23 protein-coding genes are annotated in these 25,402 nt (G+C 57.9%); 13 read left to right on the top strand and 10 right to left on the bottom strand.

Annotation, left to right across the window (positions count from 1 at the left end; genetic code table 11):
- Positions 1 to 14: 14 nt before the first annotated feature.
- Positions 15 to 644 carry a 23S rRNA (uridine(2552)-2'-O)-methyltransferase RlmE gene (gene rlmE, locus AC6I8C_RS02190; protein ID WP_013359905.1) on the bottom strand — a complete coding sequence of 210 codons (630 nt, stop codon included), beginning with the start codon at positions 642 to 644 and terminating at the stop codon, positions 15 to 17.
- Between the two features lie 127 nt (positions 645 to 771).
- Here rlmE and yhbY point away from each other — a divergent pair, with 127 nt between their 5' ends.
- On the top strand, positions 772 to 1,065 hold the full coding sequence (yhbY, locus tag AC6I8C_RS02185; RefSeq protein ID WP_010251809.1) for a ribosome assembly RNA-binding protein YhbY: 294 nt from the start codon (positions 772 to 774) through the stop codon (positions 1,063 to 1,065).
- Between the two features lie 106 nt (positions 1,066 to 1,171).
- On the opposite strand, the gene greA is transcribed toward yhbY, so the two are convergent.
- Entirely contained in the window at positions 1,172 to 1,648 is a 477-nt protein-coding gene (gene greA, locus AC6I8C_RS02180; protein ID WP_010251811.1) for a transcription elongation factor GreA, read from the bottom strand.
- Positions 1,649 to 1,897: 249 nt separating this feature from the next.
- On the opposite strand from greA, the gene dacB reads away from it, so the two are divergent.
- Complete coding sequence (gene dacB, locus AC6I8C_RS02175; protein WP_010251813.1) at positions 1,898 to 3,331, top strand: serine-type D-Ala-D-Ala carboxypeptidase; 1,434 nt, start codon at positions 1,898 to 1,900, stop codon at positions 3,329 to 3,331.
- Between the two features lie 63 nt (positions 3,332 to 3,394).
- On the opposite strand, the gene AC6I8C_RS02170 is transcribed toward dacB, so the two are convergent.
- The gene (locus tag AC6I8C_RS02170) at positions 3,395 to 5,659 is read right to left on the bottom strand and encodes a TonB-dependent siderophore receptor (RefSeq protein WP_497821481.1); all 2,265 of its coding nucleotides are present in this window, start codon (positions 5,657 to 5,659) and stop codon (positions 3,395 to 3,397) included.
- Positions 5,660 to 5,909: 250 nt separating this feature from the next.
- Between AC6I8C_RS02170 and fes the strand changes: the two genes are divergently transcribed.
- From fes to AC6I8C_RS02155, 3 genes are all read left to right on the top strand, one after another.
- Complete coding sequence (gene fes / locus AC6I8C_RS02165) at positions 5,910 to 7,121, top strand: enterochelin esterase (protein WP_497821480.1); 1,212 nt, start codon at positions 5,910 to 5,912, stop codon at positions 7,119 to 7,121.
- A gap of 96 nt (positions 7,122 to 7,217) precedes the next feature.
- Positions 7,218 to 7,439, top strand: coding sequence for an MbtH family protein (locus tag AC6I8C_RS02160; protein ID WP_497821479.1), 222 nt, complete (start codon positions 7,218 to 7,220; stop codon positions 7,437 to 7,439).
- Positions 7,432 to 11,361, top strand: coding sequence for an enterobactin synthase subunit F (locus AC6I8C_RS02155; RefSeq protein WP_497821478.1), 3,930 nt, complete (start codon positions 7,432 to 7,434; stop codon positions 11,359 to 11,361). Before AC6I8C_RS02160 ends, AC6I8C_RS02155 begins: the two co-directional genes overlap by 8 nt.
- A 42-nt stretch (positions 11,362 to 11,403) precedes the next feature.
- Here the strand turns inward: AC6I8C_RS02155 and AC6I8C_RS02150 are convergent, their stop codons facing one another.
- Genes AC6I8C_RS02150 through fepD form a run of 3 tightly spaced genes read right to left on the bottom strand, consistent with a single transcriptional unit; the run spans position 11,404 to position 14,158 of the window.
- Complete coding sequence (locus AC6I8C_RS02150) at positions 11,404 to 12,195, bottom strand: ATP-binding cassette domain-containing protein (RefSeq protein ID WP_497821477.1); 792 nt, start codon at positions 12,193 to 12,195, stop codon at positions 11,404 to 11,406.
- Positions 12,192 to 13,172 (bottom strand): iron-enterobactin ABC transporter permease, encoded by a 981-nt coding sequence (gene fepG / locus AC6I8C_RS02145; protein WP_497821476.1) that lies wholly within the window; start codon positions 13,170 to 13,172, stop codon positions 12,192 to 12,194. Before fepG ends, AC6I8C_RS02150 begins: the two co-directional genes overlap by 4 nt.
- Positions 13,169 to 14,158 carry a Fe(3+)-siderophore ABC transporter permease gene (fepD, locus tag AC6I8C_RS02140; protein WP_013359898.1) on the bottom strand — a complete coding sequence of 330 codons (990 nt, stop codon included), beginning with the start codon at positions 14,156 to 14,158 and terminating at the stop codon, positions 13,169 to 13,171. The genes fepG and fepD overlap by 4 nt, the downstream gene beginning before the upstream one ends.
- 147 nt (positions 14,159 to 14,305) lie before the next feature.
- Here fepD and entS point away from each other — a divergent pair, with 147 nt between their 5' ends.
- The gene (gene entS / locus AC6I8C_RS02135) at positions 14,306 to 15,550 is read left to right on the top strand and encodes an enterobactin transporter EntS (protein ID WP_497821475.1); all 1,245 of its coding nucleotides are present in this window, start codon (positions 14,306 to 14,308) and stop codon (positions 15,548 to 15,550) included.
- Here the strand turns inward: entS and fepB are convergent.
- On the bottom strand, positions 15,545 to 16,513 hold the full coding sequence (fepB, locus tag AC6I8C_RS02130; RefSeq protein WP_497821474.1) for a Fe2+-enterobactin ABC transporter substrate-binding protein: 969 nt from the start codon (positions 16,511 to 16,513) through the stop codon (positions 15,545 to 15,547). The genes entS and fepB overlap by 6 nt on opposite strands.
- Positions 16,514 to 16,689: 176 nt before the next feature.
- Here fepB and AC6I8C_RS02125 point away from each other — a divergent pair, with 176 nt between their 5' ends.
- From AC6I8C_RS02125 to AC6I8C_RS02105, 5 genes are read left to right on the top strand one after another with little or no spacing between them, the layout of a single operon-like run.
- Positions 16,690 to 17,868, top strand: coding sequence for an isochorismate synthase (locus AC6I8C_RS02125; protein WP_497821473.1), 1,179 nt, complete (start codon positions 16,690 to 16,692; stop codon positions 17,866 to 17,868).
- 10 nt (positions 17,869 to 17,878) lie between these two features.
- A complete protein-coding gene (locus tag AC6I8C_RS02120; RefSeq protein ID WP_497821472.1) occupies positions 17,879 to 19,495 on the top strand; it encodes a (2,3-dihydroxybenzoyl)adenylate synthase in 1,617 nt (538 codons plus the stop codon).
- A gap of 18 nt (positions 19,496 to 19,513) precedes the next feature.
- Positions 19,514 to 20,368, top strand: coding sequence for an isochorismatase family protein (locus AC6I8C_RS02115; protein WP_497821471.1), 855 nt, complete (start codon positions 19,514 to 19,516; stop codon positions 20,366 to 20,368).
- Positions 20,365 to 21,123: a 2,3-dihydro-2,3-dihydroxybenzoate dehydrogenase gene (gene dhbA / locus AC6I8C_RS02110; protein ID WP_497821470.1), complete on the top strand. Its 759-nt coding sequence runs from the start codon at positions 20,365 to 20,367 to the stop codon at positions 21,121 to 21,123. The genes AC6I8C_RS02115 and dhbA overlap by 4 nt, the downstream gene beginning before the upstream one ends.
- Before the next feature lie 2 nt (positions 21,124 to 21,125).
- Positions 21,126 to 21,545: a hotdog fold thioesterase gene (locus AC6I8C_RS02105; RefSeq protein WP_497823296.1), complete on the top strand. Its 420-nt coding sequence runs from the start codon at positions 21,126 to 21,128 to the stop codon at positions 21,543 to 21,545.
- Between the two features lie 71 nt (positions 21,546 to 21,616).
- Here AC6I8C_RS02105 and cgtA read toward each other — a convergent pair whose 3' ends face one another.
- The 3 genes from cgtA to rplU form a co-directional block, all read right to left on the bottom strand.
- Positions 21,617 to 22,789 (bottom strand): Obg family GTPase CgtA, encoded by a 1,173-nt coding sequence (cgtA, locus tag AC6I8C_RS02100; protein ID WP_497821469.1) that lies wholly within the window; start codon positions 22,787 to 22,789, stop codon positions 21,617 to 21,619.
- Between the two features lie 243 nt (positions 22,790 to 23,032).
- Positions 23,033 to 23,290 (bottom strand): 50S ribosomal protein L27, encoded by a 258-nt coding sequence (gene rpmA, locus AC6I8C_RS02095; protein WP_003851093.1) that lies wholly within the window; start codon positions 23,288 to 23,290, stop codon positions 23,033 to 23,035.
- 15 nt (positions 23,291 to 23,305) lie between these two features.
- Positions 23,306 to 23,617, bottom strand: coding sequence for a 50S ribosomal protein L21 (rplU, locus tag AC6I8C_RS02090; protein WP_008925416.1), 312 nt, complete (start codon positions 23,615 to 23,617; stop codon positions 23,306 to 23,308).
- 256 nt (positions 23,618 to 23,873) lie between these two features.
- Between rplU and ispB the strand changes: the two genes are divergently transcribed.
- Together ispB and AC6I8C_RS02080 are read left to right on the top strand one after the other, a co-directional pair.
- A complete protein-coding gene (gene ispB, locus AC6I8C_RS02085) occupies positions 23,874 to 24,845 on the top strand; it encodes an octaprenyl diphosphate synthase (protein ID WP_008925415.1) in 972 nt (323 codons plus the stop codon).
- A gap of 237 nt (positions 24,846 to 25,082) precedes the next feature.
- Positions 25,083 to 25,367 carry a helix-turn-helix domain-containing protein gene (locus AC6I8C_RS02080; RefSeq protein ID WP_497821468.1) on the top strand — a complete coding sequence of 95 codons (285 nt, stop codon included), beginning with the start codon at positions 25,083 to 25,085 and terminating at the stop codon, positions 25,365 to 25,367.
- Positions 25,368 to 25,402: the final 35 nt, after the last annotated feature.

Below are 25,402 nucleotides of genomic sequence, written 5' to 3'. Positions count from 1 at the left end.
CTCCAGCAATTTGGTTATAGTTTGCGCCCAGTCGCCACAATGTACACTTCACGTGAACGTGAACGTGAAGCGTCCGGCTTACGAATTTTTACTTTCGTAAACAGGGAGCGAATTTCCCGCAGGTATTCATCGAAGCCATCTCCCTGAAACACTTTCACTACAAAACTGCCGCCAGGTGCCAGGATATCCCGACACATCTCCAGCGCCAGTTCCACTAAATACATCGACCGGGGAATATCTACGGCAGGTGTACCACTCATATTCGGCGCCATATCGGACATGACAACCTGAACTTTCTGATCGCCAACGCGCTCAAGCAACGCATTGATCACCGATTCTTCACGAAAATCGCCCTGAAGGAAATCGACACCGACTATCGGATCCATTGGCAGGATATCACAGGCAATGATGCGCCCTTTATTCCCGATTTGCTGAACCACATACTGCGACCAGCCACCAGGTGCAGCACCCAGATCTACCACGGTCATGCCGGGTTTGAAAAGCTTGTCACCCTGTTGTATTTCATCAAGTTTAAACCAGGCGCGCGAACGCAACCCTTTTTTCTGCGCCTGAAGCACATATTTATCGCTAAAGTGTTCCTGAAGCCAGCGGCTGGAGCTGGCCGAACGCTTTTTACCCGTCATAATAATTCCAGTTAAATCGTCATCGTAGCGATAAACCTGCACGCAATGGGTTGCGTCGATTTGGTGATATACCCGAGATGGCGGTAGAATGAACCGTTTTCAATCCCTGAGTAAGTAAAAAACTACGATGAATCTAAGTACCAAACAAAAACAGCACCTCAAGGGCCTCGCCCATCCGCTCAAGCCAGTGGTTATGCTGGGTGGCAATGGCCTGACTGAAGGCGTGCTGGCCGAAATTGAGCAGGCTCTGTCGCATCACGAACTGATTAAGGTAAAAATCGCCTCTGAAGATCGTGAAACGAAACAGCTGATCGTCGAGGCTATCGTGCGTGAGACCGGTGCCAGCAACGTACAGGTGATCGGCAAAACGCTGGTGCTGTATCGCCCCTCTAAAGAGAGCAAAATTTCTCTGCCACGCTAAGTGGGCAAAGAAAGTGACATGCTCTTACCTCAGATAAAAGGCCGCAATGCGGCCTTTTTCCTTTCTTTACATTGTGCTTGAACGCTTTTCAAAGCGTAGCAACATCTTAAAGGTATTCCACCTTCAGGATCTCATACTCAACGTCGCCGCCCGGGGTTTTTACGATAGCCACATCATCGGCCTCTTTACCCACCAGGCCACGCGCCATTGGCGAATTGACCGAAATCAGATTTTGCTTAAAGTCCGCTTCGTCATCGCCCACGATGCGATACGTGGCTTCTTCGTCGGTCTCGACGTTCAGCACGGTCACCGTGGCACCAAAGATCACGCGGCCGGTTTTCGGCATCTGCGTGACATCGATAACCTGCGCATTGGAGAGTTTGGCTTCAATCTCCTGGATACGGCCTTCACAAAAGCCCTGCTCTTCACGCGCAGCGTGATATTCCGCGTTCTCTTTTAAATCGCCATGTTCGCGTGCATCAGCGATAGAGGCGATAATGCGCGGGCGCTTCACGGTTTTCAGCTCGTTCAGCTCTTCGCGCAATCTTTCAGCGCCTCTTAACGTCATCGGAATCTGATTCATTTAAGCTCCTCGCCCTCTTTCCTGTTTAACGATGTCATCCTGACCGGTGACCGCAGAAAAAAGCGCTCTGCGGCGCATTAGCCCGTTTTTGCAAATAAAAGAATCCTGACCCAGAGATGCCTCCAGGCCAGAAAAGAGTTTTGCAATTTGATACGTATTTTACCCCAGAGTTCCCTGCGGGTCATCGTTTACTTTGCACCGCCCAGCGACGTAGTATTGACGCCCTCACCTGCCAGTTACCGCGAGATTATGCGATTTTCACGACTTGTTACCGGATTAAGCTGCGCATTTATGCTGCAGGCACACGCAGCGCCAGTTGATGAATACATGCAGTACCTGCCAGATGGCGCCAATCTGGCGCTGATGGTTCAGAAAGTGGGTGCATCAACACCGATCATTGATTACCACGGCAAACAGATGGCCCTGCCCGCCAGTACCATGAAAGTGGTGACGGCGCTGGCGGCACTACTGGAACTGGGTGGCGACTTCCGTTTTCAGACCACGTTTGAGACCCGGGGTGCCATTATAGATGGCACCCTGAACGGCGATTTAGTCGCACGTTTCGGCGGTGATCCGACGTTAAGCCGTCAGGATCTGCGCAACATGGTCGCGGCGATAAAGAAGCAGGGCATTAACCATATCAAAGGCAACCTGGTTATCGACACCTCGGTTTTTGCCAGTCATGACATGGCACCGGGCTGGCCGTGGAACGATATGACCCAGTGCTTCAGCGCCCCGCCGGGTGCCGCGATTGTGGATAAAAACTGCTTCTCGGTGTCGCTCTACAGCGCTAATACGCCGGGTGAAAATGCGTTTGTGCGCATCGCTTCCTATTATCCGGCGCATATGTACAGCCAGGTCCGCACCATCGGCCGTAACAGCGGTGAAGGGCAATATTGTGAACTGGATGTGGTTCCGGGTGAGCTGAACCGCTACACCCTGACAGGCTGTATGCGCCAGCGTGCCGAACCGCTGCCGCTGGCCTTTGCGGTGCAGGATGGCGCGGCGTGGGCGGGTGAAATCCTGAAGGCAGAGCTGCGGTCATCAGAGATTGACTACAGTGGTCATCTGGTACGCCAGACGCAGGTTACGGAGCCAGGTACCGTACTGGCATCGACCCAGTCTGCCCCGCTGCATACGCTGCTGCACACCATGCTGAAGAAGTCAGACAACATGATAGCCGACACGGTCTTCCGCACCATAGGTCATCACTACTTTAACGTGCCAGGTACCTTCCGCGCCGGACAGGATGCCGTTCGTCGTATTCTGAAAGCGAAAGCCAATGTGGATATGGGCAACAGCATTCAGGTCGATGGTTCCGGTCTGTCGCGCCACGATCTGATTTCGCCGCAAACCATGATGCAGGTGTTGCAGTTCATTGCGAAGAATGACAACACGCTGGATTATATTTCGATGCTGCCGCTGGCGGGCTATGACGGCACGCTACAGTATCGCGGCGGGCTGCATGAGGCGGGACTGGATGGTAAGGTCTCGGCGAAAACCGGTTCACTGCAGGGCGTCTATAATCTGGCGGGCTTTATTACCACCTCCAGTGGTGCCCGTGTCGCCTTTGTTCAGTTCCTTTCCGGTTATGCAGTGCCGCCGGAAGATCAACGTACCCGCCGTATTCCACTGGTACGTTTTGAGAGCCGGCTCTACCGCGATATCAATCAGAACAACTGATAAAGCAGAGATAAAAAACGCAGCGGGTGATCACCCTGCTGCGTTTTTTTATGGCTGAACCGATCAGAAGCGGGTGTTCACGCTCATATAAAATGTGCGGCCCGATTCGTTAAAGGTATTGGCTCCCGCGCCGTAGAGGTAAGCGCCGGTGGTGGCATTGCCGGTAGTCTGCGCATTGCCCTGACGGAAATGACGCTTGTCGAACAGGTTGTCGATACCGACCGTGACGCTGGCATACTGATTAACATCATAGGTGCCGCTCATCCCCACCACCGAATAGGGGCTGACCTGATCGGTCGCGCTGCCGGTGACGGCGTTACCCTTATAGTCATACTTCTTCGGCACCTGTTTACCGTACCAGGTCAGGGTGGTCTGGAGGGAGAGATCCTGCGTCGCCTGCCAGCTCAGCGTCGAATTGAGCGTATACGCCGGAATAATTGACAGGCGATCGCCGGTCTCTTTATTTTTGCTTTGCAGCATATACGTGAAGTTATTGTTCCACGTTACGCTGTCGGAGAACGGGACGTTAACCGTACCTTCCAGCCCCTCAACCACCGCTTTTGGCACATTTTCCCATTTGTAGATGTCGGTTTTGCCGTTAGACGCCGTGCCGGTGGGAGCCGTGCCTGCCTCAATCTTATTCCGGTAGTCGTTGCGGAACCAGGTCAGACCCGCCTGATAGCCGTCGCGCTTCCATTCAAGTCCAATCTCTTTATTGATGCTATTTTCCGCTTTCAGGTCATCATTACCCATCAGATAACAGGCACCGGCACTGGCCGCGCAGCCCTGACCATTGCTGTAAAGCAGATAGTTCGGGTTGGTCTGGTAGAGGCTCGGCGCTTTATAAGCGCGTGCAATGCCCATTTTCAGGGTGACCTCATCGCCTAATCCCTGTGAGAGGTTGAGCGATGGGCTCCAGTTATCGCCGACAATCGAATGGTGATCGAAGCGCAGGCCGGGCGTCAGCATGGTGCTGTCGGTCAGCTCAATATTGTCTTCCGCAAACAGTGAGAAAATCTCCGCCTGCGAATAGGGAGAGCGTCCAGTGGTGGCGATACCGGGAATCGAACCGTAGCTGGCGGCCTGCGTCGTCGAGGACGGATCCTTCATCCGCTGCTGATTCCATTCCGTGCCAAAGGTTGCGGTCTGATTCACCAGCCACTCAAACGGCACGCTGATCTCGCTGTGCAGCAACACATCATCCAGCTGGATAGTGTTGAAGTTGCTGTTGGAAAAGATACCTTCAGTGCCGCCCGCCAGCCCTTCATTCAGGCGCGAGTTGCGGGTGTTTTCATACTGCGCATAGGTATTGGTGCTGATGCCATTATCCCAGGCGCCGGTCCACTTAACCGAAAAGTTCTGCCGATAGAGCCGGTTGGTCTCGTCACCATATTTGCTTTTCACAAGCGCGTTGGTATTGGTGTTCTGGGTGTCGCCAGCATAGAGGTTGCCCTGACGGCTGTAACCGGCCCCCACTTCCAGCGCCTGCATTGGTGCAAACGCCCAGCGCAGCAGGCCATGAATATCTTTATTGACTGAACCTTCCCGGCCCGCCGGATAGGATCCTGCATAACTGCCGGTGCGGTCAGCGGCGTGACCTTCATTGATGTCGTAAGCGTCGGCCTGCGTTTTTGCCAGACCGCCATAGAGCCGGAAACTGACATCATCGCCCAGCGGTCCTTCAAGACTGAAGTTGCTACGCCGCGTCGCGCCCTCCTCCTTGTGTTGCGGCACGTTGTAATAGGCGCTCCACGAGCCGTGCCACTGATTATCCATCTCTTTTTTGGTGATGATATTCACCACGCCACCCGCCGCGCCATTGCCGTAACGGGCCGCTGCCGGACCACGGATGACGTCAATGCGGTCAATGATCTCTGGCGGTACCCAGTTCGTGTCGCCGCGTGTGTCGCGCTCACCGCGCCAGCCAAGCCGCACGGAATTACGGCTGGTTACCGGCAGCCCATCGATCAGGATCAGGGTATTTTCCGGGCCCATGCCACGGATATCGATCTGACGGTTGTTTCCACGCTGGCCGCTGGTGGAATTACCGGTCAGGTTGACACCGGGCATGGTGCGGATGATTTCGGCGACGTCGCGCGCAGGCGGATGTTTTTTGATTTCGCCGGCGGTAATCGTCGACACGCCTGGCGCCTGCAGCGTCTGCTCAGCGGCGGTGACCATCATGGTGTCGTCGTGGATCGTGTCTGACGTGTTGTTGATCGCCGGGTCGCTGTGGGCTTCGGCAGCCACTGCGCCAGCAGAAATGAGAGAGGCAGTAAAACCCAGTTCAATCATAATGGCTAACGAAAGCCGGGATAACTTTTTCATTTTTCTGTTCCTGGAGTGCCAGCGAGCGTGCCACTGCCGGCGTACCGGTAAAAAGGTCATAACCTTGCCTGCAACGCATTAACCCTCCCGCCACACCTGCTTCAGAACCGCGTTACTTACGTCTGAAATCCGATGCGACAGAGAGAATGCGCGCGCTCCCTGTCGAGCGGAAACACCCTATTGCAAATGCAAATAATTATCAATACTATTATCTGTAACATGCATGACCTTAAGCAAGTGTGATTGAATCATGGCGCGAATGGCGTGGTTAAACGAAGAGACCGGCAGCGAACGCTGGTGGCTGCAGCTGCAGCAACAGGGTATTCCCCTGATTGAACCTGGCGAAAAGGGCACCTGTCAGGTCACTTTTTTCTGGCGTGATCCGCAGGGTGACCCGCTGCACTCTGATACCCGGCGCGTCTGGATCAACATTACCGGTGTAACCGATCATCATCACACAGCTTCACCTTCCTCCTTAACACCTGTTCCTGATACCGATGTCTGGTGGTGGCAAACCACCCTGCCCGCTGACTGGCGCGGCAGCTACTGCCTGATCCCTGACAACCAGACAGAGACGTTTACCGGGCAGGCTGATATGCAGGCGCTGCGCCAGTGGTGGAGTCAGAAATTCCGGCAGGCACAAAGCGATCTGCTCAATCCGCTGCGGAGCTGGTCGGCCGGGCGCGGCATGAGCGTCTCACCGCTGCATCTGCCGCTTGCGCCTGAGCAGCAGGTCTGGCGTGCAGTTGATGAAGATCGCGCCGCCAGGATTCCGCTGCAGCAGCATCTGTGGCGCAGCCAGCGGCTGGGCAATCAGCGTCAGGTCTGGCTTTATGTCACCGGCGAGGCAGACGCTGCCGATCGTCCGCTGGCGCTGCTGCTGGATGGTCAGTTCTGGGCGCACAGCATGCCGGTTGCCGGTCCGCTTCAGCAACTCACTGAGGCAGGCGAACTGCCTCCTGCGGTCTATGTCATGATCGACATCATTGACCGCGAACACCGCACGCGTGAGCTCACCTGTAATCCCGATTTCTGGCTGGCGATTCAGCATGAGCTGTTACCACAAATTCAGCAGTGGGCACCGTTCCGGGCCGACAGTACGCTGGTGGCCGGACAGAGTTTTGGCGGCCTTTCTGCCGCTTACGCCACCCTGACCTGGCCGGAAACCTTTGCGGGTGCCGTCAGTCTTTCCGGTTCGTTCTGGTGGCCCGCGCGCGGCGACCCGAATGGCTGGCTGCCGCAGCAGTTACAGCAGGGTTTGCTGCAGGCGCCCTCTCGCCGCTTTTATCTGGAGGCGGGACGGCGCGAACGACTGATTCTGGCGGCAAACGAGCAGTTTCAGCGCGATCTGACTGTGGCAGGACATCAGGTCAGCTATCACCCGGTTGAAGGGGGTCACGATGCGCTGTGCTGGCGCGGCGGGCTGCTGGCGGGCCTTAAAGCTATGTGGCAATCGTCATAACCCGCTGAACTCCCGCCGCCCATGCGCCATTAAAAGAAAAAGGATACGCAGGAGAGCGGCGTTAACGCGCCCGACGACTTCGGACAGGAGACCAACATGCAACAACGCAATCCTTTCGACGATCCCCAGCAGGATTGTCAGGTGCTGAAAAACGATCAGCAGCAATACAGCTTATGGCCCGCCTTTTGTGCGGTTCCGCCAGGATGGCAGCCTGTTTATGGGCCCGAACCACAGGTTCGCTGCCTGAGCTGGCTGAATGAAAATTGGCACGATGTCCGTCCGGTTATGACGCAGGATAGTGGGAGCCGCAATGTCTGAGACCATTCTGAACCCGCTGACAGAGCAAAACACATTGCCGCTGGTGGCCGCTCAGCCCGGTATCTGGATCGCTGACCAATTATCTCCCTATTCCAATGCCTACGCCGTGGCGCATTTCGTTGAACTGCGTGGTGCGCTGAACAGCGTGCTGCTGTCTCGCGCCATCGTTGCCGGCATGCAGGAAGCGGACACGCTGAATATGGCTTTTGGCGAGCAGGAGGGTGAACCGCTGCAGTGGCCTGCCCCCCAGCATTTTCGCGAGCCTGAAATAATCGATCTGCGCGATGCCGCCGATCCGGCGGCGGCCGCACGGGCGCTGATTCAGCAGGATATGTCCGGCGATCTGCGGGTGCTGAGCGGTGCGCCGCTCTATCATCACAGCCTGCTACGGCTGGGCGAGGATCACTGGTACTGGTATCAGCGCTACCATCATCTGGTGGTCGATGGTTTCAGCTTCACCGCCCTGACCCGCCGCATCGCCCATCTCTACAGCGCCTGGCAGCACGGCGACACGCCGGAGCCGAGCCCCTTTGTCCCGTTCAGCGAGGTCGTCGACGAGTATCAGCGCTATCAGCACTCTTCGACCTGGCAGCGCGATCGTCAGTTCTGGCTGGAAAAAGGGGCGCATTTACCTGCGCCCGCCTCGTTATCCACGCTGCCGCTGGCGGGGCAAAGTGCCAGCACCAACCTGCTGCGACACACATTTGCCGTGGAGCGACACATCTTTCAGGCGTTGCTGGCGCATACTCAGCAGCAGAATCTCAGCGCGGCGGACACCGCCTTTGCGCTGGTGGCGCTGTGGCTGGCTCGCCTCACCGGTCAGAACGACTTTGCCGCCGGTTTCATCTTTATGCGCCGCATCGGCTCGGCCGCGCTCTGCGCCACCGGTCCGGTGATCAACGTATTGCCTATGGCGATCCATTACGATCCGGCACAGCCGCTGACGGCACTGGCCGCGCAGCTGGCGGGCGAGGTCAGAAAAATGCGCCGTCATCAGCGTTACGACGCTGAGCAGGTGCAGCGCGATCTGGGGCGATTGGGTGACAGTGCTCCGCTCTATGGGCCGGTAATTAACCTGAAGATGTTCGACTATCAGCTCGATTTCGCCGGCATTGAAGGCATCACTCATCAGCTGGCATCAGGCCCGGTTCGCGATCTGGAGATTGCTATCTACCTCAGCGAACAGGGCGACCTGACGCTGGAACTACTGGCTAATGCAGCGCGCTACAGCGAAACCGTGCTGAAGCAACATGCCAGCCGCTTTGGTCTGCTGCTTCAGCAGCTTGCCGTCCGGCCAGCGTGCGCCTGTGGCGAGCTGGATATGCTGATGCCGGAAGAACATCAGCAGCTGGCAGCGATCAATCAGACCGCCGTGATGCTGCCTGCAGAGACGCTAAGCAGCCTGCTGCTGCTGCAGGCGCAGCGTACGCCGCACGCCGTGGCGCTGGCGGATGAGGCGCATCAGCTTAATTATCAGCAGATGCAGCAGCAGGTCGCCGCGCTGGGACAACAGCTGATTGCGCAGGGTGTGACACGGGGTGACATCGTCGCCGTGGCGCTGCCGCGCTCGGTCTTTTTATCGCTGGCGCTGCAGGCGATTGTCAGCACAGGCGCAACCTGGCTGCCGCTTGATACCGGCTACCCGGACGATCGGCTGAAGATGATGCTGGAAGATGCCGCGCCGAAAACGCTGATCACCTGCCGCGAACTGGCAGACCGGCTGGCGGCTCTCTCACCGGTTGCGCCGCTGTTTTACGACGCGCTGTTAACCCCGGTTGATCGCGTGCTGACACAGGCTCCGCGTCCGCATGATGGCGCTTACCTTATCTATACCTCTGGTTCGACCGGTCGGCCAAAAGGCGTGCTGGTCAGTCATGAGGCAATCGTCAACCGGCTGCTGTGGATGCAGGATCGTTATCCGCTCGGCGGTGATGATGTGGTGCTGCAGAAAACGCCGAGCAGCTTTGATGTCTCGGTGTGGGAGTTCTTCTGGCCCTTGATCGCTGGCGCACAGCTGGTGATGGCACCGCCTGATACCCACCGCGACCCGGAAGCCCTGCAGCAGCTGTTTGCCCGCTACCGCGTGACCACCACCCATTTTGTTCCCTCGATGCTGGCGGCCTTTGTTGCCTCGCTGCAGGATGACAACGCGATAGCAAGGTGTACCACCCTGCGGCAGGTGTTCTGCAGTGGCGAAGCGCTGCCCGCTGAGCTGTCGCGCCAGTGGCAGACGCTGACCCGGGTACCCTTGCATAACCTGTATGGCCCGACCGAAGCGGCAGTGGATGTCAGCTTCTACCCGGCTTTCGGACCTGAGCTGGCGGCCGTCGACGGTGCCAGCGTGCCGATTGGCTTCCCGGTCTGGAACACCGGCTTACGGATTCTGGATGCGCGCCTGCAGCCGGTGCCGCCTGGCGTGGCGGGCGATCTCTGGCTGACCGGCGTGCAGCTGGCACAGGGTTATCTGGATCGTCCCGACCTCACGGCCAGCCGGTTTGTGGCAGATCCATGGGGCCACGGCTCCCGAATGTACCGCACCGGCGATGTGGCGCGCTGGCTGCTGAATGGTGCGGTGGAGTATCTGGGTCGCAGCGACGATCAGCTTAAAATCCGCGGACAGCGCATCGAGCTGAATGAGATCGATCATGCCATGGCTGCGCTGCCTGGCATTGTGCAGGCCGTGACGCATGCGGTCGTGCTGGGCAGCAGCAGCGACCAGCAGGGTGATGCCCGCCAGCTGGTCGGCTATGTAGTGGCAGATGGCCCGATTGATGCCGACATCATGCGCCAGACGCTGGCGACACAGTTGCCCGCGCATATGGTACCAGTGGCGATTGTTCAGCTGGCGGCATTACCGCTCAGCAGCAACGGCAAGCTGGATCGTAAAGCGCTGCCGCTGCCACAGACCCGGACAGCTGCTGCCGGTCGTGCGCCGCACCCTGGTCTGGAAACCACGCTGGCGCAGGCGTTCGCCACGCTGCTGGAACGTGAGTCCATCAGCGCACAGGATGATTTTTTTGCGCTGGGTGGCCATTCGCTGCTAGCGATGCGGCTGGCGGCGCAGCTGCGGCGGACGCTGAATCAGCCGGTGTCAGTGGGCCAGATTATGGTGGCAGCTACGGCAGAAAAGCTGGCCGCCCTGCTCAGTAGCGAATCCGCGGAGACAGCCCGCACCGGATTTGAGGCGGTCTTGCCGCTGCGGCGCAGTAACGGCCCGACCCTGTTCTGCTTCCATCCCGCCTCCGGTTTTGCCTGGCAGTTCAGCGTGTTGCAGCGCTATCTGGATGCCCGCTGGTCGCTGCTCGGTATTCAGTCACCCGACATTACCAGCCCGCTGAATCAGGCGCAGCACCTTGATGCGGTGTGTGACGCACATCTGGCGACGGTGCGCCAGCAGCAGCCAGAGGGGCCCTACTATTTCCTGGGCTATTCACTGGGCGGCACGCTGGCACAGGGTATCGCCGCGCGGCTGGAAGCGGAGGGTGAAACGGTCGCCTTCCTCGGGCTGCTGGATACCTGGCCGCCAGAGACGCAGAATTGGGATGAACGGCGCGGCGAGAACGTGCTGGACCCGGCGGTGCTGGCAGAGGTGAATCGTGAGCGCGAGCAGTTTATCGCAGCACAGCGCGAGCAGGCCGGTGAAGGGATGGCGGCGCTGTTCACCACCATTGAAGCCAACTACGCCAGTTCGGTGCGCCTGCTGGCGACGGCACGCAGTGCCCGCTTCGGGGGACACGCCACGCTATTCCTGGCGCAACAGACGCAGCAGCCCGGTCAGGATGTGCGTCGCGCCTGGGCGCCCTGGGTCGGTGAACTGACCGTCTGGCCGCTGGACTGTGCGCACGTCGAAATCATCTCACCGCGCATGTTCGAGCAGATTGGCCCACGACTGCAGCAGTTTCTGGCGGCGCTGATTCCCTGAGCCATCCTGACCTCGCGCTTTCTTCACAGGAGAAGGCGCGGGTCAGCCACTGCCCAGCGGCACAATCATTGGCGTACCGGCCACCGGATCGTTAATGATGATGCAGCGCAGGCCGTAGATCGCTTCTATCAGTTCCGGCGTCACAATCTCCGCCGGTTTCCCTTCGGCAATGATTTTCCCGTCGCGCATCGCTATCAGGTGGCTGGCGTAGCGGCACGCCTGATTAAGATCGTGCAGCACCACCACCAGCGTTCGTCCATGCTGCTGATTGAGATCCTGCATTAATTCCAGCAGTTCAATCTGATGGGCGATATCCAGCCAGGTGGTCGGTTCATCCAGCAGCAATAGCGGTGTCTGCTGAGCCAGCACCATCGCAATCCACACCCGCTGTCGCTGACCGCCAGAGAGCGTATCAACCTGCTGCTGCGCTAAATCGGCCACGCCGGTGGCCTGCATGGCCTGCTGCACCGCTGCCTCATCTTCCTGTCGCCAGCGTCCGAACAGCGACTGGTGCGGATAACGCCCGCGCGCCACCAGTTCGCTGACGCTGATACCCGCAGGCGCGTTCGAGCTTTGCGGCAGCAGCCCCAGCCGGCGTGCCACCTCTTTGGTAGCGTAGTGAGCAATCGTATTGCCATCCAGCAGCACCTCGCCCTGCAGCGGCGAAACCAGACGGCTTAAGGTACGCAGCAGCGTCGATTTTCCGCAGGCGTTGGGACCGATGATCACGGTCAGCTCACCGTCAGGAATCGCTACAGAGAGATTCTCCGCCACGATTTTTTTGTCATAGCCCAGCGTCAGCGCGTCGCCCTGCAAACGTGTTGTCACTTTCATTGACGTCGTGCCTCCCGCACCAGTAGCGCAATCAGATAGAGTCCGCCCAGGCTGACCGTGATTACGCCAACCGGCAGCTGATAAGGCAGGAAAAAGTGCTGCGCGGCGTAATCTGCGGCGATTAACAGCAGCGCGCCACACAAGGCCGCCAGCGGCAGCGCGCCTTTAGTACCACCACTGAGACGTCGCGCAATCTGCGGTGCCAGCAGCGCAATAAAGGAGATCGGACCGACCAGCGCCGTCGAGGCGGCGGTGAGGATAACACCCGTCAGCATCAGCATGACGCGGCTGCGCTCAACCGGGACGCCCAGCGCGCAGGCCGTGTCGTCACCCATCTCCAGCAGTCGCATGCGGCGGGCCAGCATGCCTGTTGCCAGCAGCGCCAGCAGCAGCACGGCGATCACCGCCGTGGTTTTCGCCCAGGTAATGCCGTTAAGTGAACCGGCGCTCCAGAGCCCGGCGCTCAGTGCCGCCTCCAGTGAAGCACTGATAATCAGCCAGCTGTTCAGCGCCATCAGCAGTGCCCGCACGCTGATGCCCACAATAATCAGCCGGAAGGTCTCCACGCCGTTGCGCCAGCTGAACAGCCAGACCACACCCGCCGTAAGCAGCCCGCCTGCCAGCGCCGCCAGCGTCATCCCTTCCATGTTTTGCTGGAACAGCACCAGCGCCACCAGCACACCGCTGTAAGCGCCAGTGTTAAAACCCAGAATATCGGGACTGCCCAGCGGGTTGCGCAGCAGCGACTGGAAAATCGCCCCGCTGACGCCGAGCGCCGCACCAATCAGCAGCGCCATCATGACGCGCGGCAGACGCCACTCCAGTACAATCAGCTGAACATTGCGCGCTGCCTCGCCGTTGAGAAGTGCCCATAACTGGCTGGCGGAGATCGGTAAGGTGCCGCGCGTGACGCCCAGAAAAGCCAGCGCCCCGCAGGCCATCAGCAGCAGTAGCGCATTGATCATCGTCCGTGTCATATCTGCCCTCTTCCCAGCTTACGGCGTACCAGCACAATCAGCATCGGCGCACCGAGAATGGCCGTGACAATTGACACGCGCAGTTCACCCGGCACCAGCAGCCGTCCCAGAATATCAGCCGCCAGCAGCAGACAGGGAGTGATCACCAGGGTTCCCGGCAGCATCCAGCGATGATCGTTGCCCAGCAGCCAGCGGGCCAGATGCGGTGTCATTAATCCGACAAAGGCGATGGGGCCGACTGCCGCCGTCGCCGCACCGCTCAGCAGTGCAATCGCCAGCAATCCCACCAGTTGAGTACGCATCACACGGGTGCCCAGCGCGGTTGCCATATCTCCGCCCATACTCAGGCTGTTGAGCGAACGTGCCAGCAGCAACGCCAGCAGGCTCCCGGCTACGACCGCCGGAAAGACAGTGCGCAGAATGGCGAAATTGCGGATATCCAGCGAACCGCTGTGCCAGAAACGCAGATGATCGTAAATATCGGGATTAAGCAGCGACAGGCCAGACGTTAAGCCCTCCAGCACCGCACCCAGCGCCACACCTGCCAGCGTCAGACGCAGCGGATTGACGCGGCCGCCGCCGATCGCACCCGTCATGGCCACCAGCAGCGACGCCAGCAGTGCACCCGTAAAAGCAAAACCCAGCCATTCCGCAGGAGAATCGGCGCCAGAGAGGGCGATGCCGAGCACCACCGCAAAACCCGCTCCGGCATTCACACCAAGAATGCCTGGGTCAGCCAGTGGATTGCGCGTCAGGCTCTGCATCAGTGCGCCCGCCAGACCTAAACTGATCCCGGCCAGCAGTCCCGCCAGGGTTCGCGGCAGCCGGGCATCGCGCACGATCACGCAATCAATGCGGCTGCAGTCGGAGAGTAAGGCATGTGTGACATCATGAAAGGGGACAGGTCTGGCACCCAGCATCAGGCTGAGCGCGATAAGCAACAATAGCAGCATCCCTGAACCGGCTATTGCACGGAGTTGACGCATAACGTTTAAACCTTCACGAATTCAACATGGCCCGCAATTGCGAGTGTTTATGATAATGATACTTGTTATCGTTATTAACTATTTTTTGTATGTTACCATGACTCCCGGAATGAATGATGAGGAAAATGGGTGCAAAAAAGCGACGTTATGAACAAACCTTCCCATTTTATCGATCTCACTCTGCTGAGAACCCATCCCGCCTTTCGCGCCCTGTTTATCGCCCGCTTTATCTCGATTGTCGCTCTCGGCATGCTGGCGGTGGCGGTCCCGGTTCAGATTCAGCAGCTGACGCAATCACCATTGCTGGTAGGACTGGCGGTAACGCTGGCCGGAGCCGGTATGTTTATCGGCCTGCTGACCGGCGGCGTGCTGGCCGATCGCTATGCACGTCGTCGCCTGATCCTGTTTGCCCGCTCCACCTGTGGTCTGGGTTTTGCCGCGTTGTGCATTAATGCCCTGCTCCCTTCGCCGTCGGTCATCGCCGTCTTTGTGCTGGGTCTCTGGGATGGCTTTTTCGGCGCGATAGGCGTCACGGCGCTGCTGGCAGCCACTCCGGCGCTGGTCGGGCGTGAGAATCTGATGAAGGCGGGTGCCATCACTATGCTGACGGTGCGCTTTGGCGCGATTCTGTCACCCGCGATTGCGGGTATGGTGATTGCTCAGGGCGGTGTGGCGTGGAACTACGGGCTGGCCGCGTTCGGCACGCTGCTGACGGTGTTAACCCTGTTGCGGTTGCCGCCGCTTGCGCCACCGCCGCAGCCGCGTGAACATCCCATAAAGGCACTAAGCAGCGGCGTCCGCTTCCTGTTCGATACGCCGATTGTAGGTATGGCGGCGCTGACTGGCGCGCTGGTGACGTTAGCCAGCGCGGTGCGCGTGCTCTATCCGGCGCTGGCCCCTCACTGGCAGGTCGGTCTGACGGAGCTGGGGCTGATGTACGCCGCCGTGCCGTTGGGTGCTGCGACAGGCGCGCTGACCAGCGGACGGCTGGCGCAGTCGCCACAGCCGGGCCGCCTGATTCTGGTCAGTGCCATCGCGGCATTCGTCGCACTGGCTCTGTTCAGCCTGATGCCGTGGTTCAGCCTGAGTCTGATCTGCCTCGTAGCCTTTGGTTATTTCAGTGCCATCAGCAGCCTGGTGCAGTACGCGCTAATTCAGACACTGACGCCCGATGCGCTGCTTGGCAGGATCAACAGCCTCTGGACAGCGCAGAATGTCACCGGCGATGCGATAGGTGCAGCAATAATTGGCGCGATAGGTTCACTGCTGTTGCCGCAGCAGGCAGCCGCCCTCTGTGGCCTGGCAGCCACCGTGCTGGGTCTCATCATGTGGCTGCTGATGGCCCGCCTGCGACGCTATCAACGGCCTGCCCCCGACGAAGCCACATCATGATTCCACGAACAGCGCTTCCAGCCGCGTCAGTAAATGACTGGCACTGTAGTAGTCGAGACGAAAGCTATCCAGCCCCAGCGCATAGACCGCTTTAGCGCGCACCGCTGGGGTCTGCGCCAGGAAAGCATTGCTCATTACCTGCTCAGCAGTGTTATCTTCGGCGGCAAATAGCAGATAAGTCTGTCCATTCAGGCATTCCGCCAGATTTTCGCCTGACAGCTGAAGAATATCTTTACGCTGTCCCATGCTGTGAGCGGACTGAAGCGTCGACGGTGGCGTTGCCAGCGTGAAGCCCAGCGCCTGCAGTAACTTCCCCTGTGCCGATGCCTCCGTCCAGAGATTCACAGCCCGGCCATCTCCGTTCCATACCATTGCAGAAACCGGCTGCGGAGGCAGGGTCAGCTTTGCCTTCAGCGCCTTTTCACGCGCGTCGAACTCGCTTATCCGCGCAGCAGCATCCGCCTCATGCCCGGTCGCCTCACCCAGCAGTGTCACCAGCTGCTGCCAGCTTTTATCGTCATAGTTAACGACCAGTACCGGCGCAATCGCCGAGAGCTGATCGGCCAGTTTGATCGCTGAATCATTACCGGTGGCGCTGACCACAATCAGGTCTGGCGCTTCCGCAGCGATCGCTTCCGCATTGGGTTCACCAATATAGAGCCGCTTTACGCCACGCTGTTTCGCCACACGCCCCCACTGCCGGAAGAATCCCTGCTCATCAGCCAGCCGGCTGCCGGGTGCGGTTGCGCCACTGGCAATTACCGGTGCATCGATCGCCAGCAGCGATCCGGTCAGGGTGACACTGGTCGAAACAATGCGAGTCGGTGCCTGAGCCAGGGTGACCTGACCTTTTGCCCCGGCGAGGGTTCGTGGCCAGCCGGTCTGTGCAATAGCGGTCACGCTGAACAGAGTGATACTCAGGAAAAACAGCGCTAACGCCGACCTTACTGCCTGTTTAGTCATTTGTTTCCATCCTTTATCTCCCAGGTAATCCGGACGACAACTTGTGCTGATTTAACCAACAAAACCAGCTGGATCACCGCGTATTTATTGACACCTTCGGCTATTCGACGTAGGTTACTGCAACATAATACAAATGATAATCATTATTAGTTATCTTATCATTTATAGGTGAAATTATGGTGGAATCGCTGGCATTTGAACATCCCCTGCTGCAGGATTTTCCGGCACTCTGCCGTGGCTTCCTGTTTACTTCTCCCTGGCGAAGCCTGACGACTCAGGGCTGTTTTACGACACTCACTGCTCCGGTAAACCAGGGCGAGCAGCTGACCGGAGAGTTTCAACAACAACTGCAGCATCATTTTGCCTCGGCCAGAAAACAGGGCATAGCCCATCCCATTCTGGTGGGTGCGATCCCGTTCGATGTGGATCAGCCCGCTGCACTGTTTATCCCTGAGTCGTATCAGACCTTTCAACGAGACGATCTGAAAGCCCACGCCTCATCGGCTGAAAGCGATTTGCCAAAAGTTCGTCGCCGTATGGCGCTGCCGGATCATGACACCTTCACTGATATGGTTGCGCAGGCCGTGGCGGCCACGCAGCGCGGCGATCCGGATAAAGTGGTGCTGTCGCGGCTGATGGAGATCGTGGCGGAACAGCCGGTCGATACGGCCGCCCTGATGCAGCGCATCCTGGCGCAGAACCCTGACAGCTATCACTTTCATCTGCCGCTGCCCGATGGCGGCGCGCTGGTGGGTGCCAGCCCTGAACTGATGATCCGTAAGCAGGGCCGCCAGTTCAACTCCTGTCCGCTGGCCGGTTCAGCGCCGCGCAACAGCGATCCACAGCGTGACCAGGCCTCAGGTGACAGCCTGATGCGGTCAGCCAAAGACCGGCATGAACATAAACTGGTGACGGATGCGATGCGCACAACGCTGCAGCCGCGCAGTCGCCTGCTGTCAGTCCCGGAAATCCCTTCCCTGCTGACCACCCCGACACTGTGGCACCTCGCCACGCAGATTCGGGGCGAAGTGCTGGACGACCGCGAAAATGCGCTGTCACTGGCCTGCCTGCTGCATCCGACACCGGCGCTCAGCGGCTTTCCGCATCAGCGTGCTCAGGCGCTGATTCAGCAGCTTGAACCGTTTGAGCGTCAGCTGTTTGGCGGCATCGTCGGCTGGTGTGACGATCAGGGCAACGGCGAATGGGTCGTCACCATCCGCTGCGGCACGGTGAATGGTCCGCGGGTCCGGCTGTTTGCTGGCGCGGGCATCGTGGCGGACTCACAACCTGAATCCGAGTGGCGCGAAACCGGCGTCAAGCTCGACACCATGCTTCGCGCTTTTGGATTGCACTAAAGGAACCTGTATGACGATTTCTTACAGCCGCTGGCCGGACGATCTGGCCGCACGTTACCGTGCAAAAGGGTACTGGCTGGATCTGCCGATGACCGACATCCTGGAACGTCACCGCGACAGCGAATGCGTGGCGGTGATTGATGGCGACCGGCAGTTTACCTATCGCCAGCTGGCCTTACTGAGCGACAATCTGGCAGCGGCCCTGCAGCGTCGTGGCCTGAAACCCGGTGATACGGCGCTGGTACAGCTTGGCAACGTGGCGGAATTTTACCTGACGCTGTTTGCGCTGTTCAAAATCGGCGTCGCCCCGGTTAACGCCCTGTTCAGCCATCAGCGTACCGAACTGGCTGCCTATGCCAGTCAGATCGCGCCGCGCCTGTTAATTGCCGATCGCAGCCATCTCCTGTTCGCCGATGACGCCTTTATCACGCAGCTTCGCCGGGAACAGCATTCACTGCAGCAGGTGATCCTGCGTAATGACGCTCATGCGGAAAACAGTCTCGACGCCCTGCTGGCAGAACCCGCAGGTGACTTCAGGGCAACCCCGACCGCAGGCGATGACGTCGCTTTTTTCCAGCTGTCGGGCGGCAGTACCGGCACCCCGAAACTGATCCCGCGTACCCACAATGATTACTACTACAGCATCCGGGAAAGTGACGTGATCTGCGGGGTCAACGCAGATACCCGTTACCTGATTGCTCTGCCCGCTGCGCATAATTTCCCGATGAGTTCTCCGGGCGCGCTGGGCGTCTTTTACGCGGGCGGACAGGTAATTTTAGCCGCCGATCCCAGCGCGACCCTCTGTTTCCCGCTGATTGAAAAACATCAGGTTACTGATACCGGCCTGGTTCCACCCGCGGCCAGTCTCTGGCTCCAGGCGATTCAGGAATGGGGCAGCAATGCCGCGCTGGCCTCACTGCAACGCATTCAGGTCGGTGGCGCAAAGCTGGGTGAAACGCTGGCTGCGCGCATCCAGAACGAGATGGGCTGTACCCTTCAGCAGGTGTTTGGGATGGCGGAAGGTCTGGTGAACTACACCCGGCTGGATGACGATGAACAGACCATTCTCACCACGCAGGGACGCCCTATTTCTCCAGATGACGAGGTGTGGGTTGCAGACGAACAGGGGCAACCGCTGCCGGTCGGTGCCATTGGGCGCCTGATGACGCGCGGTCCTTATACGTTCCGTGGCTACTACAACAGCCCGGGACATAACGCCGCCAGCTTTGATGACCAGGGCTTTTACTGCTCTGGCGATCTGGTTGAGATCACCCCTGCTGGCAACATCATTGTGCAGGGTCGTGAGAAAGATCAGATCAACCGGGGCGGCGAAAAGATCGCAGCTGAAGAGATTGAAAACCTGCTGCAGCGCCATGCGGATGTGATCCACGCGGCGCTGGTCTCTATGAGCGACGAACTGATGGGTGAAAAGAGCTGTGCGTTTATTGTCACCCGTCAGCCGGTGAAACCGGTGGCGCTGCGTCGTCACCTGCGTGAACTGGGCGTCGCCGAATTTAAGCTGCCCGACCGTATTACCTGCGTAGATGCCCTGCCGCTGACCGCGGTCGGCAAGGTGGACAAAAAACGTCTGCGCCAACAACTTGCCGATCAGCGTGCGCAAGCCTGATCTGTCCGGAGAATTTTAATGGCTATTCCACAACTGACCTCTTATCCGCTACCTGACGCCACTGAGTTGCCGAACAACAAGGTGAAATGGACGCTGGAGCCTTGCCGTGCTGCCCTGCTGATCCACGATATGCAGCGCTACTTCCTTAACTTCTGGGGCGATAACAGCCCGCTGGTTGAGCAGGTCGTTGACAATATTGTCCGCCTGCGACGCTACTGCAAAGCGCAGGGCATTCCGGTGTTTTACACCGCTCAGCCTAACGCGCAGAGCGATGAAGATCGTGCGCTGCTCAACGATATGTGGGGACCCGGCCTGAATAAACATCCCGATCAGCAGAAGATCGTGGAGGCGCTGGCACCGGATGAGCACGATCAGGTCCTGACTAAGTGGCGCTACAGTGCGTTTCACCGCTCGCCGCTGGAGGCGATCCTGCAGGAGATGGGCCGCGATCAGCTGATTATCACTGGCGTCTATGCCCATATCGGCTGCCTGACCACCGCCACGGATGCGTTTATGCGTAATATCCAGCCGTTTATGGTGGCCGATGCGCTGGCTGACTTCAGCCGTGAGGAACATATGATGGCGCTGACCTACACCGCGGGTCGCAGCGGAAAAGTGGTGATGATCGCCGATCTGATGCCTGTACCGCTCAGCAAAGATGAACTACGCGCGCTGATCCTGCCGCTGCTGGAAGATGATGAGGTACCGGACGATGATGAAAACCTGATCGACTACGGGCTGGATTCGGTCCGCGTGATGGCGCTGGCGGCACGCTGGCGTCAGTTACATCGTGATATCGATTTTGTCAGCCTGGCCAAAAACCCGAGCATCGACGGCTGGTGGGCGCTGCTGTCGCGGGAGCCCGCTGAATGAGCCATGTATCCGATTTCAGCGGTAAAATCGTCTGGGTGACCGGTGCCGGTCAGGGCATTGGCTACCACATAGCGCTGGCCTTTCACCAGGCGGGCGCGCAGGTAGAGGCCTTTGATCTGCGGTTCCAGGGTCATGACTATCCGTTTACCTGTCACATCATGGATGTAGCCGATCCGGCGCAGGTAAAATCAGTGTGTCAGCGGGTGCTGGCCGCCCAGCCGCGCATCGATGTGCTGGTCAACGCAGCCGGTATTCTGCGTACTGGTACCACCGATGCGCTCTCATTTGCTGACTGGCAGGCCTGTCTTAACGTCAATGCGGGTGGTGCGTTTAATCTGTTCCAGCAGACGCTGCCGCGCTTTCGTGAACAGCGCGCCGGTGCCATCGTTACTGTCGCATCGAATTCAGCGCATGCACCGCGTATTGGTATGTCCGCTTATGGTGCGTCAAAAGCCGCGCTGCGCAGCCTCTGTCTGACTGTAGGTCTGGAAATGGCGCCTTACGGTGTGCGCTGTAATATTGTTTCGCCTGGTTCCACTGACACCGCTATGCAGCGCAGCCTGTGGCACACACCGACCGGCGAGCAGGAGATGATTGCGGGCTTCCCGGATCAGTTCAAGCTGGGTATTCCGCTGGGCAAGATCGCGCAGCCGCAGGAAATTGCGGCCACCGTTCTGTTTCTCGCGTCGGATCTTGCCAGCCATGTGACGCTGCAGGATATTGTGGTCGATGGTGGCGCAACCCTGGGAGCCTGATGATGACAGCAATCTGGAAACGATCCCTTGATCTTCCTGCACTGAACGCGCTGGGTGAGCACTCACTGGTGGCGCATCTGGGGATCGTTTTTACCGCGATAGGTGACGATTATCTGGAGGCGACGATGCCGGTCGATGCCCGGACGCACCAGCCGTTCGGGTTGCTGCATGGCGGCGCCTCCGTGGTGCTGGCGGAGTCGATGGGTTCAATTGCCGGGTATATGGCGGTTGAAGAAGGCAGCAGCGTGGTCGGTGTTGAAGTTAACGCCAGCCATCATCGCGCGGTGTCAGCGGGACGGGTACGGGGCACCTGCCGTCCATTGCATCTGGGTAAACGCAGTCAGAGCTGGCAGATTGAGATTCGGAACAGTCGGGATCAGCTGTGCTGCAGTGCGCGACTGAGCGTAGCGGTCATGAGCTAGCGGCAGAAAGAACGATGCCCCCTTTCATACTGAAAGAGGGCATCACATATTACGCTGTAGCAGGCGTTCTGTTAACGCTGATAGATAATTTCAACGCCTTCGTCGTCTTCATCATCCCAGTCGTCATCCCACTCTTCATCTTCCACTTCGACCGTGTTTTCAATGGTTTCTTTGTGGTAATCATCCCACATGAACTCCACTTTCTCCGGCTGCTTCTCTTCAAGCTCCGCTTCTTTCGGGTTAGCGTTGATGAAGCTCATCACGTCCCAGCAGAGTTCTTTGACGCCGGTCTGGCTTGCGGCAGAGATCAGGTAATACTTATCTTTCCAGCCCAGCGCTTCAGCAACCGCTTTCGCCCGTGACTGCGCTTCTTCTTCACCGATCAGATCAATTTTGTTGAAGACCAGCCAGCGTGGTTTGTTGAACAGCTTCTCGCTGTATTTTTCCAGTTCGCCGAGGATGATACGGGCATTTTCAACTGGATCGCTTTCATCAATAGGGTCGATGTCGATCAGATGAAGCAGCACGCGGCAGCGTTCCAGATGCTTCAGGAAGCGAATGCCAAGGCCTGCGCCCTCTGCTGCGCCTTCAATCAGACCCGGGATATCGGCCACGACGAAGCTCTGCTCACTGTCCATACGCACCACGCCCAGGCTTGGCACCAGGGTGGTAAACGGATAGTCCGCTACTTTAGGTTTGGCTGCCGAGACCGCACGAATAAAGGTCGATTTACCGGCATTCGGTAAGCCCAGCATCCCGACGTCCGCCAGCAGCATCAGCTCCAGCTGCAGGTCACGCTTTTCACCTGGGGTACCCATGGTTTTCTGGCGCGGACTGCGGTTCACTGACGATTTGAAACGGGTGTTGCCCAGGCCATGCCAGCCGCCTTTACCGACCATCAGTTTCTGACCGTGGCGCGTCATGTCGCCGAGCGTCTCACCGGTACCCTGGTCGATTACCCGGGTGCCGACCGGCACTTTAACTTCGATATCCTTACCGCGTTTACCGGTACAGTCGCGGCTCTGGCCGTTCTGCCCACGTTCGGCGCGGAAAGATTTTTCGAAACGATAATCGATAAGGGTATTGAGGTTTTCATCAGCGATCAGATAAACGTCACCGCCGTCACCACCATCACCCCCATCAGGGCCGCCTCTCGGGATATATTTTTCGCGGCGGAAGCTGACGCAACCATTACCGCCATCACCGGCGACGACCAGAATTGTCGCTTCATCAACAAACTTCATTTTTAAATCTCCGTCACACAATCGCCTGCAGCACTCTGCAGACGGGTCCGCCAGGGTCTTCTGCGCTGACCAGCGGCGGATAAATCAGGATTGGCTTTCGCCAGTGCGTACACAAAGTGTACAGCAAACTTTTGTGATGCGTCGCTTTTACCGCGACAGACCGCAGAATGTAAAAAGCCCCGCAGGAGCTGCGGGGCCTTCAATTCGTGCGTTCAGACGTCAGACGTCTGCGTCACGACAACCTTACTCAGCAACGATGCTGATGTATTTACGGTTGTTCGGACCTTTAACTTCGAACTGTACTTTACCGTCTGCGGTAGCAAACAGGGTGTGGTCACGACCACAACCTACATTGGTACCGGCGTGGAATTTGGTGCCACGCTGACGAACGATGATGCTACCTGCCAGAACAGATTCGCCACCGAAACGTTTTACACCCAGACGTTTTGCATTGGAGTCACGACCATTTCGAGTCGAACCACCAGCCTTTTTATGTGCCATTTGTCAGATCTCCTCTTACGCCGTGATACCAGTGATTTTCACATCAGTGAACCACTGGCGATGGCCTGCTTGCTTACGGTAGTGCTTACGACGACGAAACTTAACAATCTTAATTTTCTCGCCACGACCGTGAGCAACAACTTCTGCCTTGATCATTCCGCCTGAAACCAGTGGCGCGCCGATTTTCACGTCTTCGCCATTAGCAATCATCAGAACCTGGTCAAACTCAATCGTTTCACCGGTTGCGATGTCCAGCTTTTCCAGGCGAACGGTCTGACCTTCGCTTACTCGGTGTTGTTTACCACCACTTTGGAAAACCGCGTACATATAAAACTCCGCTTCTGCGCTTGCCTTTTAGTTCATCAGGCGGCGCGCTAAATATTCACAATAGGGCGCGAATTCTACGCAAAACTCCAGAAGAAGACAAGAGCACTTTGCACACTCTTGCAGAAAAAAAACACAGGCTGAATGCAACCGTTTCTCAGGCACAAAATTCAAGTACAATCAGTAACAGATTACCTGAACGCTGGCTGGGTAAACCACTTACCATGGCAGAGATAACGAGTCATAGCTGAAAAGACGAATGAACTTAGAACAGATTAATGAATTAACCGCACAGGATATGGCTGCCGTTAACCAGACCATCCTCGACCAGCTGAATTCGGATGTCTCGCTCATCAACCAGTTGGGCTACTACATCATCAGTGGCGGGGGCAAGCGTATCCGTCCCATGATTGCCGTGCTATCCGCACGTGCCATGGGCTACAAGGGCGACCTGCACGTGACCAATGCGGCGCTGATCGAATTTATCCACACCGCCACGCTGCTGCATGACGATGTCGTGGATGAATCCGATATGCGTCGTGGCAAAGCGACCGCGAATGCGGCGTTTGGCAATGCGGCAAGCGTACTGGTCGGTGATTTTATTTACACCCGCGCCTTCCAGATGATGACCAGCATGGGGTCGCTGCGTATCCTGGCGCTGATGTCAGAGGCGGTAAACGTGATTGCTGAGGGCGAAGTCCTGCAGCTGATGAACGTCAACGACCCGGACATCACCGAAGAGAGCTACATGCGCGTGATTTACAGTAAGACCGCGCGCCTGTTTGAAGCGGCCTCACAGGCCTCGGCGATACTGGCTGAAGCGACGCCTGAAGAGGAAAAAGCGCTGCAGGATTATGGGCGCTATCTGGGTACCGCTTTCCAGTTAATTGACGATTTGCTGGATTACAGTGCTGACGGCGAGACGCTGGGTAAAAATACCGGCGATGACCTGAGCGAAGGCAAACCGACGCTGCCGCTGCTGCATGCCATGCAGCACGGCTCGCCTGAACAGGCGAAGATGATCCGTGAAGCCATCGAGCAGGGAAATGGCCGCCATCTGCTGGAGCCGGTGCTGGAAGCGATGAATCAGTGTGGTTCGCTGGAATGGACGCGCAGCCGCGCGGAACAGGAAGCGGATAAAGCGATTGAAGCCTTGCGGATTCTGCCTGAATCCCCCTGGCGCAGCGCGCTGGAGTCGCTGGCACACATGTCAGTTCAGCGCGACTTCTGATCCCTCACGGAGCCTGCCGGGCTCCGTTTTTACGACCCTGCTCTCACTTCTTTTTGTTCCCTCTTAGCTATTGCACTCCTGTTGCGTGCCACCACACAGACCAGACGCGGGATCCAAATATTACTGGAAATTAACAGGAAACATTTGCTATAAAATTCTGACTATTTCCAGATAATGGTAAAAGGAAAGCCAGCGTCTCGCTGGATGATGCAATGACAAGGAAAAGGAGAACAGGTTATGCAAAAAATAAAGGAAGACTGGCACCCGGCTGACATTATCGCGGCGCTGCATAAGCGTGGTATGACGCTGGCAGCGCTGTCACGCTCAGCAGGCCTGAGTTCATCCACGCTGGCGAATGCACTGACGCGTCCATGGCCCAAAGGTGAATGGCTGATCGCCGACGCGATTAAGGTTCATCCCAGTGAGATCTGGCCCAGCCGCTATTACGATCCCGATACAAACTGCCTGCTGGATCGCAGAAAACGTATCCGGACGCCTGGCGATCAGACGGATAACGCCTGAGATCTCTGGCGATCCTCAGGCGAAAAAAAACCAGC

The sequence above is a fragment of the Pantoea sp. X-Soil-YNGN-844 genome (assembly GCF_059730595.1).
The sequence above is the reverse complement of the archived record's forward strand: the minus strand, read 5'-3'. Positions and strand labels throughout refer to the sequence as shown.

Excerpts from the sequence above, each read along its gene's own strand:
- fes (WP_497821480.1), top strand. The coding sequence starts at position 5,910 with ATGGCGCGAATGGCGTGGTTAAACGAAGAGACCGGCAGCGAACGCTGG.
- dacB (WP_010251813.1), top strand. The coding sequence starts at position 1,898 with ATGCGATTTTCACGACTTGTTACCGGATTAAGCTGCGCATTTATGCTG.
- rlmE (WP_013359905.1), bottom strand. The coding sequence starts at position 644 with ATGACGGGTAAAAAGCGTTCGGCCAGCTCCAGCCGCTGGCTTCAGGAA.
- AC6I8C_RS02125 (WP_497821473.1), top strand. The coding sequence starts at position 16,690 with ATGGTGGAATCGCTGGCATTTGAACATCCCCTGCTGCAGGATTTTCCG.
- dhbA (WP_497821470.1), top strand. The coding sequence starts at position 20,365 with ATGAGCCATGTATCCGATTTCAGCGGTAAAATCGTCTGGGTGACCGGT.
- AC6I8C_RS02105 (WP_497823296.1), top strand. The coding sequence starts at position 21,126 with ATGACAGCAATCTGGAAACGATCCCTTGATCTTCCTGCACTGAACGCG.
- AC6I8C_RS02155 (WP_497821478.1), top strand. The coding sequence starts at position 7,432 with ATGTCTGAGACCATTCTGAACCCGCTGACAGAGCAAAACACATTGCCG.
- AC6I8C_RS02080 (WP_497821468.1), top strand. The coding sequence starts at position 25,083 with ATGCAAAAAATAAAGGAAGACTGGCACCCGGCTGACATTATCGCGGCG.
- ispB (WP_008925415.1), top strand. The coding sequence starts at position 23,874 with ATGAACTTAGAACAGATTAATGAATTAACCGCACAGGATATGGCTGCC.
- AC6I8C_RS02150 (WP_497821477.1), bottom strand. The coding sequence starts at position 12,195 with ATGAAAGTGACAACACGTTTGCAGGGCGACGCGCTGACGCTGGGCTAT.
- fepB (WP_497821474.1), bottom strand. The coding sequence starts at position 16,513 with ATGACTAAACAGGCAGTAAGGTCGGCGTTAGCGCTGTTTTTCCTGAGT.
- rpmA (WP_003851093.1), bottom strand. The coding sequence starts at position 23,290 with ATGGCACATAAAAAGGCTGGTGGTTCGACTCGAAATGGTCGTGACTCC.
- AC6I8C_RS02170 (WP_497821481.1), bottom strand. The coding sequence starts at position 5,659 with ATGAAAAAGTTATCCCGGCTTTCGTTAGCCATTATGATTGAACTGGGT.
- AC6I8C_RS02160 (WP_497821479.1), top strand. The coding sequence starts at position 7,218 with ATGCAACAACGCAATCCTTTCGACGATCCCCAGCAGGATTGTCAGGTG.
- AC6I8C_RS02115 (WP_497821471.1), top strand. The coding sequence starts at position 19,514 with ATGGCTATTCCACAACTGACCTCTTATCCGCTACCTGACGCCACTGAG.
- yhbY (WP_010251809.1), top strand. The coding sequence starts at position 772 with ATGAATCTAAGTACCAAACAAAAACAGCACCTCAAGGGCCTCGCCCAT.
- fepG (WP_497821476.1), bottom strand. The coding sequence starts at position 13,172 with ATGACACGGACGATGATCAATGCGCTACTGCTGCTGATGGCCTGCGGG.
- rplU (WP_008925416.1), bottom strand. The coding sequence starts at position 23,617 with ATGTACGCGGTTTTCCAAAGTGGTGGTAAACAACACCGAGTAAGCGAA.
- fepD (WP_013359898.1), bottom strand. The coding sequence starts at position 14,158 with ATGCGTCAACTCCGTGCAATAGCCGGTTCAGGGATGCTGCTATTGTTG.
- entS (WP_497821475.1), top strand. The coding sequence starts at position 14,306 with ATGAACAAACCTTCCCATTTTATCGATCTCACTCTGCTGAGAACCCAT.
- AC6I8C_RS02120 (WP_497821472.1), top strand. The coding sequence starts at position 17,879 with ATGACGATTTCTTACAGCCGCTGGCCGGACGATCTGGCCGCACGTTAC.
- cgtA (WP_497821469.1), bottom strand. The coding sequence starts at position 22,789 with ATGAAGTTTGTTGATGAAGCGACAATTCTGGTCGTCGCCGGTGATGGC.
- greA (WP_010251811.1), bottom strand. The coding sequence starts at position 1,648 with ATGAATCAGATTCCGATGACGTTAAGAGGCGCTGAAAGATTGCGCGAA.